At 43.9% G+C, this 16,531-nt stretch carries 14 protein-coding genes and 1 riboswitch; of the genes, 3 read left to right on the top strand and 11 right to left on the bottom strand.

What is annotated here, in order from left to right; all coding sequences use genetic code 11:
• Positions 1–71: 71 nt before the first annotated feature.
• On the bottom strand, positions 72–1,247 hold the full coding sequence (locus BLS14_RS04680) for an MFS transporter (protein ID WP_090949777.1): 1,176 nt from the start codon (positions 1,245–1,247) through the stop codon (positions 72–74).
• Positions 1,248–1,449: 202 nt separating this feature from the next.
• Here BLS14_RS04680 and BLS14_RS04675 point away from each other — a divergent pair, with 202 nt between their 5' ends.
• Complete coding sequence (locus BLS14_RS04675) at positions 1,450–1,998, top strand: TetR/AcrR family transcriptional regulator (RefSeq protein WP_063565127.1); 549 nt, start codon at positions 1,450–1,452, stop codon at positions 1,996–1,998.
• Positions 1,999–2,148: 150 nt separating this feature from the next.
• Here the strand turns inward: BLS14_RS04675 and BLS14_RS04670 are convergent, their stop codons facing one another.
• The 8 genes from BLS14_RS04670 to BLS14_RS04635 all read right to left on the bottom strand — a co-directional run bounded on the left by BLS14_RS04670 (position 2,149) and on the right by BLS14_RS04635 (position 8,532).
• Positions 2,149–2,499 (bottom strand): MmcQ/YjbR family DNA-binding protein, encoded by a 351-nt coding sequence (locus tag BLS14_RS04670; protein ID WP_090949774.1) that lies wholly within the window; start codon positions 2,497–2,499, stop codon positions 2,149–2,151.
• A gap of 230 nt (positions 2,500–2,729) precedes the next feature.
• A complete protein-coding gene (locus tag BLS14_RS04665) occupies positions 2,730–3,059 on the bottom strand; it encodes an antibiotic biosynthesis monooxygenase (protein WP_090806173.1) in 330 nt (109 codons plus the stop codon).
• 174 nt (positions 3,060–3,233) lie between these two features.
• The gene (locus BLS14_RS04660) at positions 3,234–4,613 is read right to left on the bottom strand and encodes a DEAD/DEAH box helicase (protein WP_090949771.1); all 1,380 of its coding nucleotides are present in this window, start codon (positions 4,611–4,613) and stop codon (positions 3,234–3,236) included.
• A 177-nt stretch (positions 4,614–4,790) separates the two neighbouring features.
• Positions 4,791–5,105 carry a DMT family transporter gene (locus BLS14_RS04655; protein ID WP_064638568.1) on the bottom strand — a complete coding sequence of 105 codons (315 nt, stop codon included), beginning with the start codon at positions 5,103–5,105 and terminating at the stop codon, positions 4,791–4,793.
• The gene (locus tag BLS14_RS04650) at positions 5,102–5,443 is read right to left on the bottom strand and encodes a DMT family transporter (RefSeq protein WP_063565132.1); all 342 of its coding nucleotides are present in this window, start codon (positions 5,441–5,443) and stop codon (positions 5,102–5,104) included. Before BLS14_RS04650 ends, BLS14_RS04655 begins: the two co-directional genes overlap by 4 nt.
• Before the next feature lie 96 nt (positions 5,444–5,539).
• Positions 5,540–5,640: riboswitch (guanidine-I (ykkC/yxkD leader) on the bottom strand.
• Positions 5,641–5,716: 76 nt separating this feature from the next.
• Positions 5,717–6,694, bottom strand: coding sequence for an aldo/keto reductase (locus BLS14_RS04645; RefSeq protein ID WP_090806169.1), 978 nt, complete (start codon positions 6,692–6,694; stop codon positions 5,717–5,719).
• Positions 6,695–6,872: 178 nt separating this feature from the next.
• On the bottom strand, positions 6,873–7,859 hold the full coding sequence (locus BLS14_RS04640; protein WP_176854343.1) for an aldo/keto reductase: 987 nt from the start codon (positions 7,857–7,859) through the stop codon (positions 6,873–6,875).
• An 85-nt stretch (positions 7,860–7,944) separates the two neighbouring features.
• Positions 7,945–8,532, bottom strand: coding sequence for an NAD(P)H-binding protein (locus tag BLS14_RS04635; RefSeq protein WP_090949766.1), 588 nt, complete (start codon positions 8,530–8,532; stop codon positions 7,945–7,947).
• Positions 8,533–8,776: 244 nt separating this feature from the next.
• Between BLS14_RS04635 and BLS14_RS04630 the strand changes: the two genes are divergently transcribed.
• Together BLS14_RS04630 and BLS14_RS04625 are read left to right on the top strand one after the other, a co-directional pair.
• A complete protein-coding gene (locus BLS14_RS04630) occupies positions 8,777–9,694 on the top strand; it encodes an AraC family transcriptional regulator (RefSeq protein ID WP_063565135.1) in 918 nt (305 codons plus the stop codon).
• A 181-nt stretch (positions 9,695–9,875) separates the two neighbouring features.
• Entirely contained in the window at positions 9,876–10,334 is a 459-nt protein-coding gene (locus BLS14_RS04625; protein ID WP_063565136.1) for an OsmC family protein, read from the top strand.
• 120 nt (positions 10,335–10,454) lie between these two features.
• On the opposite strand, the gene BLS14_RS04620 is transcribed toward BLS14_RS04625, so the two are convergent.
• Positions 10,455–14,522: an S-layer homology domain-containing protein gene (locus BLS14_RS04620; protein WP_176854341.1), complete on the bottom strand. Its 4,068-nt coding sequence runs from the start codon at positions 14,520–14,522 to the stop codon at positions 10,455–10,457.
• A 229-nt stretch (positions 14,523–14,751) separates the two neighbouring features.
• Positions 14,752–16,263, bottom strand: coding sequence for a glycoside hydrolase family 30 protein (locus tag BLS14_RS04615; protein ID WP_079697589.1), 1,512 nt, complete (start codon positions 16,261–16,263; stop codon positions 14,752–14,754).
• Positions 16,264–16,531 lie beyond the last annotated feature (268 nt).

Raw genomic sequence — 16,531 nt, 5'->3', positions numbered from 1 at the left:
ATCCTGAAATAATTGCTGCTCTTAACTGCACAAATTATACTACAAATTTGATTTAACACACTACCATTCAACTACAATGAAACGGAATCACTCGTTTTGGCAGGCAGTGTCTGTTTGATTTTCAACAACCGTCTTACGTAGATCATGAAAAGCAGAAAAGAAACCAGGACCGACAAGGCACTAACCATAAACAATATGTGATAGCTCATGTATTCAGAGACCAGACCCAAGACCATCGCACCCAGTCCGATACCGAGATCAGTCGCCGTTGAAAAGAAAGCATTGGCTGCCCCTTTCCGATCCTCGGGGGCAAGGCGGAGCGTAATGGCCTGAAGAGCTGGCTGAGCGGAACCAAAGCCGATCCCGTACAGAACTGCTGAAGCGAGCACGCCAAGTAAACTGGTTGCAAAGCTAAGCACAATCAAAGCAATGATCGTAATGATAAGGGCCGGGAGAATGACTGCTGTCTCTCCTTTCTTATCGGACAGCTTTCCCGCAATGGGCCGGGATAGTGCAAGTGTCGCGGCATAGACCAGAAAGAATGTGCCGGAATTGACTTTGATCTGCTCCGCAAACAAGGGCACAAATGTAGTAATTCCCCCATATGCAATGAAAAGAAAAAAGATTGGCGCCATCACAGGCAGGACTGATTTTTCGAAGATTTGGATTTTCTTTCTGTCCGTATGTGGTTGAAATGGCATTTTGGCTCCTAGCGTCAAAAGCAGGGCCACGACGGACAAACCAACAGCAAAGAGAAACATCGTCTGATATGATGTGCCTTGCATAATCCCCAGACCAATCATGGGGCCAACCGCCATTGCCAGCGTCATGGAGGTGCTAAAACACCCCATACCTTCCCCGCGCCGAGCCGATGGAATCATGTCAGTCACAGCTGTCATCATGGAAGTTGTGGATACAGCCCAGCTCATTCCATGCACGATACGAAGTCCAATCAGCATGATAATTCCACCAACCCAGTTGTACATGTACATCGCCAATATAAATAAAATCAACCCTCCGATCATAAACGGACGTCTGCCGAATCGATCCAGTAGTCCACCAACAAAAGGACGAAGGATGACGGAAGATAACATTAAAGCTCCCATAGCCAAGCCCACCTGTTTTTCATTGCCACCCATCTCTTTAATGAAAAGTGGCAGTGTGGGATACAGCATATAAAATGCAGTAAATAAAAAAAGCAAACCCAGCGTCATTAGAATAAATGACTTTGTCCATAAACGTTGCATCATTCATCCCCCACTCTAGTTATGAAATCTATGTTTTGACCTGTTTTTGTATAAAAACAAATATTGATATATTAATGAACATCTGTTAATAATTATAGACAGAATAAGAAAGCTTACCATTGTTAATTGAACGCGTTTCGTTAATTAGTGAACATTAAACATAAATTTGTTTATTATCTTTAGAAAGTTTGGTGAGAATCACATGACCAAAGTGGATCGAAGAATTCGAAAATCACAAGAAGCTATCAAAGCAGCAGTGATTGAATTGATGTCAGAAAAAAATTTCGATGATATTACTCTACAGGATATTTCCGATAGAGCGGACGTTAGCAGAGGCACCATTTATCTGCACTACGTCGATAAGTATGATCTGTTGGACAAGCTCATTGACGGGCATATCCAAGAATTAAGTGAAATTTGTCATTCGGTTTCCGACTTGGAATGGAAAGAATCCATCGTTCCCTGGTTTACCTATTTGGAACAGAATTACTTGTTCTTCTCGACGATGATGGCCAGTAAGGGAGCGGTACAATTCCGCAACCGCTTGGTTGAATTTCTTAATGAGGATTTTAAGGAGGAAGTACACTTATCTCAGGCCAGAAAATCCGGATTAAGTGAGGATATCATTCTCCAATATGTGGTCATGTCTTATGTGGGGGTCGTTGAGTGGTGGATCAAGAACGAAATGCCCCATCCACCCGAAGTCATGTCTGAGCAATTAGGAGAATTAATCAAAATGAATTTGGGATAACTTGCAATGTGCACGTAACTAAAATAGCGGTAGTCTCAGGATACGAAGTTAACACCCTGGGACTACCGCTATTACTTTTCAAAAAAAGCTGATTTTTCTGCAATTGGCGCCGACCACCTGCTGTCTAAATTGTTATTGCATGTGGTCTAATTAAGATATGGATTCCAAAAGACTCTTGGACAGCGTTTTGACAACCAAATCGTACGAATGATCAATCATGACAAAGATATCCTGCTCCGACAAGGAGCCATCTAGAATAATGGTATTCCAATGCTTTTTGTTCATATGATACCCCGGTTGAACGGCTTCATGCTGCTCTCTCAGGTTTTCCGCAATGATCGGATCACATTTTAAGTTCAAGCGAACGTTTTCCGCCTTGTCCTCAAAAATAAGCGCAAACATTTTCCCTGCAATTTTGATAGCAACAGGATCGGCTCCGAAGGGATAATCCTTTGTTGCACCTTTTTTCTTCAAACAGTACTCTATAATCTTATTATTCAATTCAGTATCTCTCCTTTACGCAGAAGACAACAACTTTCCCTACCCAATCTAATGATACCGAATGTACGTTTGCATGTAAATATCAAGCATTTCATTTTCAACTATTCTTCCTGTATCACAGGCATCATCTTCTCAGACAGCTTCCTTGTTCGCTACGCAACTTATATGGACATACAACAAAAAAACCGACTCCATAAATAATTCATGAAATCGGTTTTTCATCATTCGAACTATGCATTCGATACTCTAGCTGTCTTCACTTTCTGTACTTCGTACATATTTACCGTAGTGCTAATCAGATACTCGGGTTTCTCCTGTCCTCTTTTCTCCTTATGACCTTTAATATGCACATCGCTTTTCTCCCAATTCTTCCAGTCTTCTTCCGACTCCCAACGAATCAGCACCATCACTTCTTCGTGTTCTTTACTCTTTTTGTTAACCATTACACTGAAATCAATCATTCCCGGCATTTCTTCTACAGGGCTAGGGGCACTGAAACGTTCCACCAGTTTATGACTATGGCCCTTTTCGACTACCATAACGCGAGTTTGAATGAACATGAATTACGCCTCCTGATTGCCTCAAGTCACTACTTGGATACAATGGCCTTGGGACATTTTTTAAGTTCCTCTCTATTATTCTATTCTTATTGAAAATGATTATCAATATCGTATTGATTTTGTGTTCATAAAAAAACCTCCTCCACGAAATGGAGAAGGCATTTGCTCGTTATTTTAGAGAGCTTTATTCACTTTGCTGCTCTTTGGTTTACTGTGACTTGTACTATTGTGGTTTGGTTTACTGCTATTTGGCTTACTACCGTTTGGCTTACTGTGATTAGCTTTACCGCTCTTCTTAAACCACTCGGATTTAGGTTTGCGAGCCGGATTCGCTTTTGACTTCGCGGGTTTATCGGCTGCAGATTTATGAGGTGCAGACTTCGATGTTTGATTCGATTTTACAAAAGCAGGCACACTTGTCATCGGATAAGGATGATTTTTCACTTCAGGAATGGTCTTCTTGATTACTTTCTCGATATCCTTCAGGAACGGAAGCTCTTCCTTTTCACAAAAGGAAATCGCCATTCCGCTATGCCCTGCTCTACCTGTACGGCCAATTCGGTGGACATACGTTTCCGGAATATTAGGAAGGTTGAAGTTGATTACATGTGACAGCTCTTCAACATCAATGCCCCTTGCCGCTATATCCGTCGCCACCAGTACTCGTGTAACTCCACTTTTGAAATTATTCAAGGCTCTTTGACGCTCATTTTGAGATTTGTTGCCATGAATGGCCTGAGCCGTAATATTCACTTTGGACAAATCGCGAGTTACACGGTCAGCTCCACGCTTTGTACGAGTGAATACCAATGCCGAAACAATAGATTTATCCTGCAAGATATGATTCAATAGACTCTGTTTTTTGCCATTTTCTAATAAATACACAGACTGTTCAATTCGATCCACAGTGGAGGAGACGGGTGTAATTTCTACTTTTACCGGATCAACGAGCAGTGTTTTTACCATTTTTGTAATTTCCGGAGGCATTGTAGCTGAGAAGAATAAGGTCTGTTTCTTGCTCGGCATCTTCGCAATGATTCGCTTCACATCATGAATGAAGCCCATATCCAACATGCGGTCTGCTTCATCAAGAACCAGTATTTGCACATGTTTCAGATCAATACGCTTTTGATTGACCAAGTCAATCAGTCTACCGGGCGTTGCAATAATAATATCTGCACCTTGATTGAGCGCACGCTCCTGGACTTTCTGTGAAACGCCACCAACGATTGCGGCACAACGAATATCGGTAAAACGGCTATATGCCTTAATATTATCTGAAATCTGAATCGCAAGTTCTCTTGTTGGTGTTAAAATCAATGAGCGAATATGGCGTGCGGCTTTGGGGCCGTTCGACTTTTCGCTTAATAACTGAATGATAGGCACAGAAAATGCTGCCGTCTTGCCTGTACCTGTTTGCGCACAGCCAAGCAAATCTCTGCCTGCCAATACGGCCGGAATCGCCTGTTCCTGTATAGGTGTAGGGGCAGTATAGTTTGCTTTGCTTAAGCCTTCCAAAATTGCGGGTATAATATTCAAGTCTTTAAATGTCATTAGGTCTCCTTAATTTACGCAACAAATATTCATTTGACGTATATCTCATTTCAAAACGTAACACATAAGGATAACATTAAAAAGCACTTCTGTATATCATATTTTGAAAATTCAGCCCTGAATGCCATTTTGGTTGAACATACATTAGCTCTGAACAAACGATGAAACATCAATCCATTAACTTACCAGTTTCAACCCTACTGCTGATCCAAGCACCATGGCAATAAACAGAATTCTTAACGCATTTCGAGGTTCCCCATAAAATATCATGCCGAGAATAGCTCCCCCGGAAGCGCCGATTCCCGTCCATACGGCGTATGCCGTTCCCATCGGAAGAGTCTTCATCGCAAGCGATAGGAACAGAAAGCTTAGTCCAAAACCTGCAACCAACAGTATGATTGACATCAGGTTACGATCTTTGTGCAATTTATTAATCATCAAAACGCCAATCATTTCAAAGACACCTGCCAAAATAAGAAATACCCAATTCATGATTCATGTACCTCCTTTGTTTTTCCTTTGCTAAGCATTTTAAGACCGATTACGCCCAGTAAAAGAACCCCAATGAGCAGCATTTTCCCGGATTGAATCGCCGCATCAAACAATATAATCTCTGCCAGTACAGTCCCTGCTGTACCCAGTCCAACGAATACCGCATATACAGTCCCTACATCAAGTGAGCGGGAAGCCGCAATCATCAAGGTGAAACTGACAATAATCGCGATCAGTGTAGCCCCCCACTCCAGAAAACCACTGGCATGTTTCAATCCAATGACCCAACCGACCTCAAATAAAGCTGCAATAACGACGGACAACCATGTTTTGTTCATTTCTGTCACACTCCTTATCAAATTTTGCTACGTGTATTATTAGTTACATGAAGCCAAAATAAAAAAGCCCGGGAAACAAACTGCATTAAGCAGTTCATCTCCCAGGCTTTTGTCCCTCCGTGACACAACCAATAGGTTGTGAGTTTTCTCTCGGACCAGACCGACATAACTGTCGCGGAACCCTAGAAAACATTTGAGTATTTTGATGTGACTCCAATTATACACAATTCTTTTTGATTGGCAACCCTTTTTCGCTACTGGGCTAGAGGGAACTTACATGCCATATATTTTGTGTGGTACGTAGTATTCCTCCAAGCTTGCAATCTCCTGCGCATCTAGCTTTACGGACAAGGCTGCTACGGCATCCTCCAGATGATGTTCTTTCGTTGCACCCACAATTGGTGCGGTGACACCTTCTTTTTGCAATAACCATGCCAGTGCAACGGTTGCTCTGGAAACACCTCGTTTGTTCGCAATATCAGCGACAGTCTCCACTATTTTACGATCGGCATCAACCATTCCCGCAGCAAGTCGGTCTCCTGCTTCGTCGTTCGATGAACGGGCTGTTTTCTCATCCCAATCCCGAGTAAGACGCCCTTTGGCAAGAGGACTCCATGGAATTACACCCACTCCCTCTTCACGACAGAGAGGCAGCATTTCCCGCTCTTCTTCCCGATACATCAGATTCAATAGATTCTGCATGGAGACAAATGGGGTCCAGCCGTTGCGTTCCGCCGTATGCTGAGCCTTCATAAACTGCCAGGCGTACATTGAAGAAGCTCCTATATAACGGACTTTCCCCGCCTTAACAACATCATGAAGGGCCTCCATCGTTTCTTCTATTGGAGTACTGCTGTCCCATCGATGGATCTGATACAGATCCACATAATCGGTGCCTAGGCGCTTCAAGCTGTTATCAATCTCATTCATAATGGCTTTTCTCGACAAACCTGCACCATTTGGCCCCGGCTTCATGCGGAAGTAAACCTTTGTTGCAATAACAACCTCATCACGACGAGCAAAATCCTTCAACGCACGACCCACGATTTCTTCGCTTGTACCATCCGAATAGACGTTGGCTGTATCAAAGAAGTTAATACCCAAGTCCAGCGCTTTTTGTATAAAAGGACGACTCTCTTCCTCATTCAACGACCATGGAGCGATTCCGCGTTCAGGAACTCCATAGCTCATGCAACCAAGACATAATCTCGAAACGTCCAGTCCGGTACGACCCAATTTTACATATTCCATGTTAAAACACTCCTTTATGAAGTTAATTTTATCCAATAACTGAGATACAATTCTTTGAAAATCGGATTTTCTTCCCATTTGATCTGGGACTCCAATCTCTCGATTACAATTTGTTTCACTTGGTTAGATAAGCGTTTACTCAACCTTTCCACCCATCTTTCTGGCATACTAAAATGGATCAAAGACCCGTTCTTCTCTCCAATTCTTCCGTATATCTAGAACCCATCAGGGTGATTTTTGAAGCTGCATCATTAATGCTCTGTACATCTTCGGGTGTAAGTTCAATGTCCGCCGCACCCATATTTTCTTTGAGACGACTTGACTTGCGCGTTCCCGGGATGGGTACAATCCAAGGTTTCTGGGCTAGCAGCCAAGCAAGTGCGATTTGTGCAGGGGTAGCTTGCATCTTCTCCGCCTTCTCTTTCAACAGATCAACCAGCACTTGATTGGCCTCGAGCGCCTCGGGCGTGAAGCGTGGCAGAATATTACGCAAATCCCCCTGATCAAACGTTGTTTTTGCATTAAAACTTCCCGTGAGATATCCTTTACCCAAAGGACTAAAAGGGACAAACCCAATACCGAGCTCCTCAAGCGCTGGAATCAGTTCTTCTTCCGGACGTCTCCACCATAAGGAATATTCGCTCTGAACAGCAGCGACCGGCTGAACGGCATGTGCACGTCGAATCGTGTTCACGCCAGCTTCCGATAACCCCCAATGCTTCACTTTACCTTCTCGAATCAGATCCTGCACGGCTCCGGCAACCTCTTCAATCGGTACATCCGGATCAACACGGTGCTGGTAAAACAAATCAATTTCCTCGATCTTAAGTCGTTTAAGAGACTCTTCAGCAACTTTCCTGATCTGCTCAGGACGGCTATTCATCCCGCTCTGTTTGCCACCTTGAATGTCAAATCCGAACTTTGTCGCTATGACAACCTGATCACGTACAGGGGAAAGTGCTTCGCCAACGAGTTCTTCATTGATATATGGACCATAGACTTCGGCGGTATCAAAGAAAGTTACACCGTGTTCAACAGCTTCCCGTATGACCGCAATCATTTCCGTTTTGTCCGAAGCTGGACCATACCCGTAACTCATTCCCATACAACCAAGCCCAATTGCCGAAACTTCCAATCCGCTATTTCCCAGTGTTCGTTTTTGCATCATAAAACTTCCTTTCTTCATTCAAATGATGTGAATGTGAACTAACGTACATGAATTTATTATCTCCATTTAGGAGTACACTGAATTAATGGGGTTTACTCACACCAAGACTGCGTCGTATTTCCAGTTCTGGTGACTCTGCCAACTTAACCACCAAAGCAGCCACGCTTTTACAGGATACTTCGCTGCCTTTGAATGGCTCGCCTTTCTGGGTTATTTCATAATCAATCTCGTTTGATCTGGTAAACCACGCTGGTCGTAAGATTGTATAATCTAGATCTGAAGCTTCAACAATGGAAGCTGCTTTACGATAAGGGTCCAATATGCTGCTGTACTTCTGTCCAGGCACTTCATCGTAGATCCCCATAGAACTGATAAAAATTAGTCGTTTCACTCCTGCAGATTTCATCGTTTCCACGATGGTTCTGGCGTACTGTTCCAGATCACCTGCAAGATTGACATAGACAACGTCCACGCCATTCATGGCGTCTTTCAATTTGACTTGATCCATCACGTCACCGTCGATCACACGCGCACGATTCGAATCGATATTTCCAAGCCTGCTGGATTTCTGCAAATAGAGTGTTAGCCTGACATCGGTTTCCTTGAGAAACAAGTCTATCGCTTCGCGGGCGATTTGACCGTTGGCACCCAAAACTAATACATGACTCATTCCCATACCTCCTTTTGTTCAGGATAAATTTTCTGTTTTCGTAGAAGTACTACAGGTTTGCTGGCTGATTGCCTTTTTGCGTCCCCTTGCTTGATTCTGCGAGCCTAATATTATTATGCCGAACTGAAGGAGCGAAGCGGTATATCATTTGTCTTAATTGATTGCCTGATCCTCTCAGGCCTACTTTTGTCTAAGGTCGTTAAGTCTTATAATGAAGCAAGAACAACTTGCAAGGAGGATATGTATGTCCGATAACGCAGTGCAGCAGAAACAGGAACTCACCGAACTAATCAAGCGCCATTCCATTCATAACAGCTCTAAGGAAACGGTAATCCCTTCCCTGTATGTCTATCAGCATTCCAGCATAAGTGAGCCTGCTTACAGGGTTTACAAGCCTTCCTTTTGTGTGATCGTTCAAGGCTTGAAAGAAATCTTGCTGGCACAGGAAAGATTCGAATACGGACCATCCAATTATCTGATTGCTTCCATGAACCTTCCAGTGATTGGTCAGATTATAAAAGCATCCACTGATATGCCTTACCTGAGTCTGAAGCTTGAGTTTACACAGAACCAGATTCTTGAAGTACTGAATGAATGTAATATTAAGGTCACGTCTAAAGAAAACGCCAGACGCGCCCTATTTGTTGGACAGATGGAGCCCTCCATTCAAGATGCTGTACTTCGATTGGTTCGGCTGCTGGATACACCAGGAGAAATCCCGTTCCTTGCCCCACTCTATACGCGGGAGATCCTGTACCGGCTTTTGCAGGGACCTTATGGAGCTGAACTGGCCCAGATTGCAGTGGAAGGCAGCAGTAGCTACCGGATTCGGGAAGCCATTGAGCATATTGTTCGACATTGGGAGCAGCCTTTTCGAATCGAAGATCTTGCGGAGACAGCCAATATGAGTGTGTCCTCGTTCCATCGACATTTCAAAGAAATTACCGCCATGAGCCCACTTCAGTTTCAGAAGCAGCTGAGGCTTCAGGAAGCACGTCGTCTCCTTATGGCTGAGTCAGCTGATGCTGCGGATGTAGCATTCCGGGTTGGTTACGAGAGTGCGTCGCAATTCAGCCGGGAGTACTCCCGCATGTTCGGCGCGCCGCCGAGAGCAGATATCAAACGTTTGAAGGAAAAATATGATCATGTTATGAGTGAATAAGTACACCGGCTGAGAAGTTGAAATGTTAGAGAAATGGATAGCATTAGGCTATCCATTTTTCAATTTAAAGAGTGAATATCTAATTCTATTCCCATCCTTATATTGACAACTTGTGATTCATGGAACTATAATCCTTACTAAACCAAGTTACATACAATGTTTTATAAAGGAGAGGTATCGGATGGCTAATGTTCAGACTTTCAAAGCTACTGCACACCTACAAGATGGGGTTAAAGTAATCACCAAAGCAAGACAATTCGAACTGATCATCGATGAGCCAACAAACCTCGGTGGTACGGATACAGGAATGAATCCTGTAGAAGCTTTACTTGCCTCCCTTGGCGCATGTCAATCCATTGTGGCCCGGGTCTATGCCTCCAAATTCGATGTCGTCCTTGATGATTTCAGAGTTGAAGTTGAAGGTGAACTGGATCTTGACGGATTTTTTAACCGATCTGATGTACGCCCCGGTTATTCCGATATTCGATACACGTTTTATATCAAAACCAGCTCATCTGAAGAAAAAGTTGAATCATTTGTACAATTTCTAGAAAGTAAATGTCCTGTGGGTGATACGATTTCCAATCCGGTGAATACCAAGCTCAATCGCGTCATTATCGAAAATGGGATATCATTGTAACAAAACGAATGAACCAGGTACAAAAAGATATAAGCAATACAAAAACATACAAACAATACAGAAAGGCTGCTTCCCAGCAAGTTAAACTTGCTGGAGAGCAGCCTTTTTAAAATCTTGGATTTATAATGTGAATTGTTTTGTCAATTGAATAGTTCTTTCGATGAGTGCAGCGGCTTCTGCGCGAGTTGTATTCCCTTTTGGCTTCAATGTTCCGTCTGGATAACCGTTAACAAGCCCATTGGTAATGGCGGCAGCAAGTGCTGAACGTGCCCAACCGGATATTTCAGCGACGTCGGAGAAGCTGATATTACTGTCTGAATCAGCGATCTGCGCTGCACGAACGACCATTGTCGCCATTTGCTCACGGGTCACCAATTCATCTGGACCAAAGGTGTCATCACTATATCCATTCACAATGCCCAGACCTGCCGCTGTGGAAATTGCGTCTTGCGCCCAATGCGTCGTAGTATCCGCAAATCCTTTGTCAGCAAAGCCTTGCAGATGTAAAGCCTTAATGATAAGAGTAACAAATTCGGCTCTGGTAATTTTTTTATCCGGTCTGAAACTGTTATCCGGATAACCCTGGATCACACCGAGTTCAACCAAATCCATAATACTGCCGGAAGCCCAATGTCCTACGAGATCCGTGAAATTCTTGGTTCCTTCCGGAGCTTGCGTTACGGTCTTATCGGATACCAGAACAGCAAACTTGGTAAAATGATTAATGGTTCCCGATACCGTTCCATTCATTTGATCCACTTTCATATTATCGAGTGAAACCCACTTTTGGGCCTGCTCGTTGAACCAATACAATCCCACTATTGATTTGTCAAAGTCCACCTTGTTCTTGTCGAATGGCAAGGTGACAGTTACCGGTTTGCTGAAATTCCCGCTCTTGCTTGCAGTAATCTCATAGACATCTCCGAGCAGTTTCAATGTGGAATCGGTAAACAGATTCAACGTTTGGCTTACTTTATTTACGGAAATGACGATGCTGCTCTCCATCGCTCCGGCTGGCACATTGATTTTGACCCCGCCCAAGCTCAACGATCCACCATTCACACTAATCGTTCCACTGTTGGCATTGGTACCCGTTTGATCACCATTCGTTCCTCCAGTTGGAGTTGAAGGAGTCGAAGACGTTGGTGGAACCGAGGTGGAATCTCCGGCTCTGACGACAGTTATACTGTAAGTCTTGCTTGATCCATTACGTGCTTGCACCGTAATTGGAATTACATTTTTTCCAACAGACAACCCGAAAGATTGATTTATTCCGTTTGCATAGGGTTCACCTTTAGCAGACAAAGTAGCTTGGCTATCCGTAGCCTTCGCCGTAATACTGATGGAGTCTGTTGCTTGTTCAACATTCAGAGTATACGCCGTGATTGCAGGATTGAATGCTGGAGTCAAAGCGCCTTGATCAACAGATAAATCATCCAATGTGGAAACGTCAATCAGCTTCCCGGTTCGCATATCTTCCTTCACAAGCGCAAAATCAGCTGCGACCTGGTGGGAGTAATCCTCCGCTGCATTAAGAATAAAGTTCTGCAAATCATCCCAGATGGGTACGATATTTGTTACAAAACGTTCCTCAAAACGGTAGTTCAACTCATCGGATACCTTGTCCAAGCGCGAGCTTGCATAAGCGTAAGCCTTGGCTGCATCGACCAAATACTGCTCCAGCTCTTGCTTGTTCTTAAACGGCTTATCCGTGTAATCCCCTTTAAAAGGTGAGACTTCCTTGATCAGATACGAGCGATTCATTGCTTCGAGTACACCCAGATAAGAATCGGGATCAACTGAAGTTTTAAGATAAGCATCTTTCGATAAATTGGCGTCCCGGGTCTGCTCTTTCACGTCGAGCAGAATATCATCCGTATTGGCCTCACTTGCTCCTTCGATTAACACATTGTAGCGTTCAACCCCAATGCTGCCAATTCCCTGATGAATACGGCGTACAATATCCTTTATTTTGAAATAGGCATCGAATTCATCATCGCTCAGATTGAGGAAATTGCTTCTGACTTGCAATTTGTATGCTTCCCAAGCGTCTTGCAGGGAAGATTTCTCCGCATCTGTAGCGGCTTCAAACTTATCGGAGTTGCCGGCAATGTTTAATTTTCCATCAAGTGCCCGCTTCCCGAGCAACTTTTGCAATGCTTCCTCGTAAGACACTTTGGAGACTTTGTCCATGACCTCTTTCGTATATGGAGTTACATTGCTTTTGGTCAACTTAGTGTTTTTGGGGCTTATCTCGCTATTAATCTTTATCAGAGTATCCTTATAGGTATCTAGAAAAGTACGAGATACGTCCCGGAAATCGGCGTCCTGCAGATTGGTAATCGCAGAGCTGTCTTTTTCGTATTTGACTACATAAATACTTGTAACAAAGCGAATCAGATCATCATAAAAGCTGCCGATGCCGGAAGAATCCACATCGTTCAAGCTGAACACCATTTGATTAGTACTGTCGTTAAAAGTTCCCACATTCTGAATATGGGCATCGCCTTGCGTGTACGTAAGGATGTCCTTCTCATTCCAGCCTGGAATGACCGAATTCGGTGAAGGAATAAGACCCGCTGCCAGATCAGCCTTGAATAAGGAATGTGTACCACGCAGGAATGTATATTCATTCGCTCCCATGGCGTCACTTCCATATTTATATTCTTTGGTGGCAGGGTCATTAAAACCTGTATTGTCCGCTATGATGCTGTTTTCAACGACATGTTTGCGATTCTCATCAGCAAGAAGTGGTTGACTGTACCGAAGCAGGGGGACGCTGATCACTTCCGAAGCCAGGCAGTCCGGATCCTGCACAGCCTCAGCCATTAACGTCACATTCAACATGACGGAGTTCATGACAGCAGAAGTGGATGTACCCGAAATGGATAGCGTAATTGTACGATCACTGCTTCGGCCCTCAGCCTGGATACTCCAGTCTCCCTCAGGAAGGCCCGTCACACTGTAAGCATTCGAGTCCAATACCCCATCCACGGGAACGCCGGCGCTAAGATTGAGTTGGATCGTGGTATTTAAGTCCTTCGCGCTGTTCATACGAATGTTGGACGATGAGGAGTCCAATGTTGCTACAATCTTATTGGATGGTGTGAATTGAGCCAAAGTTACGGTGTTGCTTCCTTGATACACCGTTAAGGATGAGGTTGGTCTGTGTACTTGATCCCACGCACCAGGATGAATCTCAAATGTCAGAAGGCTGTCTGAAACCACATTCCCGGTATCGTCTCCAGTTATGGTCACTTCGATCTGATCTCCGTTCGCATTGGCTTCAGCAGTGAATCCTGCCGGGAGGCCGAGCACACTGAAGTCGTCGGATGACCATGGTCCCTGCTTAACCAAGCCTCCAAATGCATTCAACACAATCTTGTTATGTACAGGATCTACGCTCGAAGCCGATTGCATTTCTAACCTTTGATTACTTTCCAGAATGACATAGGCGGAAGTTGTGCTTGAATTGCGAGCCTTCGCGTCTTTGACCTTCTCGAAGTCATTTCCGTTATTCCGAGTGTCCCAGTTGTTTCCGTGATTCGGGAACGCAGCTTCTTTAGTGGATTTCTCCGGGTTCAGCGGATCGAACACCAATCGTTGCATGGTGTTTTGTTTGCCCGCTTCTGGAGCCGGACTTCCCCAATAAGCATCCGCATTATATCCAACAAAATCAATCACATGTTCCTGTAAAGAATCAGACATCGGATCGCTGGTCGTCAACAATTCTGTCGTATTCAACAAGACCAGCTTTCCACTTTTGTTATCTAGTTTAAATGAAGCATCGCTGGCATCCGGCTGTGGAAGTTGCCCTCCCACGTTGCCGTTGCTGCCAAGCGCAATCAGATAATAACCAAATGCCGGAATCTGGGCAGTCATTGTCCCTAGCTGAGCTGCCTTCCAATTATTGTTTTTGGTATCCGCAAATTGTATAGACCAGTCGTTCAGCGAAACAGGCTCTGCTGTCGGATTATATAGTTCTACAAAGTCGTTGCCGTAGACGTCGAGTACGTCGTCTTTTTTGCCTCCATAAAAATGGCTGATCACCACGTTTTTCGCTAAATTGCTGGTGTTAAGGTTTTCTGATGCTGCAGCATGTCCGATTCCTGCAAATGTCCAGAATGATTGGATAACCATTACTGCCACAAGGATCGTCGCTACCCAGCGTTGATTGATGTCTTTCAAGTTGTCTAACCCCTCTCCCATATAAAAGCTCAGGCTAGTATATCAACCCAATGTAAGAGGACAGTTAAACTAAAAATTCATAATATTAAAATTGTAAAATCCTTGAATATGTAAAAATCACAACAAATGTATACGATGGATGATCTTTAAATAAAAACAAATGAAAAGAGCCGCGACTGCTCGCGGCCCCTAGCTTATTGGATGCGGGAATCTGAATTCCTGCTACCCCTCAAGAAACATTTCCATTCCATTTATACGTCATAGCGGACTTGCCTGGAATAGTGACAACGAAGCTTTGGCTGCCCCATTGGATCTTCACATTTTTCGACGAGCTGGAAGAGTTGTAGGCAACTACCACTTTGGAACCGTCCGGATTGCGGAAAGCCACATTTTTGACTTCAGATCCAGTGTTGCTGTCAATGCGGTATGCATTGGGTACTACAAATTTACTAAAGTGACCCAGCAAATAATATTGTTTGTGATATGTGACATTATTCTCAGGTGCGTCATTACGGTTGTCCGAGTTGCGGATTGTAATCATGCCTTTGTTCGTGTTGTTCGGTGAAAGCAATGCAGGACCGTCTTTTTGATCCAGGGCAGCATTCCAGAGAATGATCGATTTGGACCAGTTTCTCGTAATATTAATGAACTCATTCATCATATTATCGAAACCAGATGAGGTACCATTCTGCGGATCATTCCAGTTGCCGAAACCACCCTCCGTGAACCAAACTTCCTTGTCCGGGTGACTGTTATGCATGGAGGTCATTGTTGATCCGTCCCCACTGTCATAATGGTGGAATGCGCTCCCGGATACGTAGCTGCCTTTGCCTGCGTTCTTCAGATTCGTAATGACCTGGTTCGGGAAGGTCCAGTTCAGAAAGTTATGGTCGAATGCAATAATCTTGGTGTTGATTCCGGCATTGCGGAGTGTTGGTCCAAGATAATCGCCGATAAAGCCCGTCTGATCCTCTACATTCATACCCATGGAAGGATAATGGGATGGCTCGTACATTGGCTCGTTTTGCAACGTAACAGCATAGATGGGTACCCCTTCAGCCTGGTAGGCTTCAATGTACTTTTTGAAATAATTCGCATATGTTCCGTAGTGTTCTGCTTTCAGTTTGCCGCCGTTCAGATTGTTGGAATATTTCATCCAGGCAGGCGCACTCCATGGGGAACCCATTACTTTGATATTGGGATTCTTGGCGATTGCCGCTTTGACCATGGGCAGTATGTAAGCCTTGTCCCGGTCGATCGTGAATTGGCTGAGTGAAGTATCATTTGCCGTATCGGCATAGGTATAGGCGGCCCAAGCAAAATCGGAGCTGCCGATCGGCTGTCTCAATAAGCTAAGTCCAATGCCTGTGTTGCCAAACAGCCTCTCCATGACTTCCGCGCGCTTATTGTTATCCAGCTTGTAGTTCATGAGCCATGCGGACGCATCCGTTAATGACACTCCAAAACCATCCATCTGCTGATACGTCTGGTTTTCGTTGACCGTAATGGTAACATCCGCATTGCCTGAGTTGCTGCTGAAGTTTTTTGATGCAATCTTGGTGAGTCTCGCATCTGTTCTAAGCCCCACTGCCGGTTCAGAATTAGGGTCTGAAGTTGAAATCCATACCTCCACCTGTTCACCCGCTGCATGCGCAGTCTTGGGCATATATGAACTATATGAACCCGCCGTTACCAGAAAAGTGGACAGCAACACTAACGCACTCTTTTTCCATATCTTCATAAACATATCTCCTTTGATTTATGATAATTTGGACTGCCGAATATCAAATACTACAAAATGAAATCGATTTCATTTTAAAAATCATAAAGTCCTTTTTTCAGTTATTGCATGTCGTAGTACTTTCACCTCCTTTTTGAAGGGTATCGGAGAAAGATGTAGATCAAAATTTTGTAAGCGTTAACAAAGATATTTATACACTTTATTGGAAAAAATTTCAACACTAAATTTTATTTTTTTATATAAAATTGTAGAAAATCCTGAAATGGAC

Origin of the sequence: Paenibacillus sp. OK060, assembly GCF_900101205.1 — a bacterium.
Taxonomy (GTDB): domain Bacteria; phylum Bacillota; class Bacilli; order Paenibacillales; family Paenibacillaceae; genus Paenibacillus; species Paenibacillus marchantiae.
This window is presented reverse-complemented; position numbering and strand designations above follow the sequence as displayed.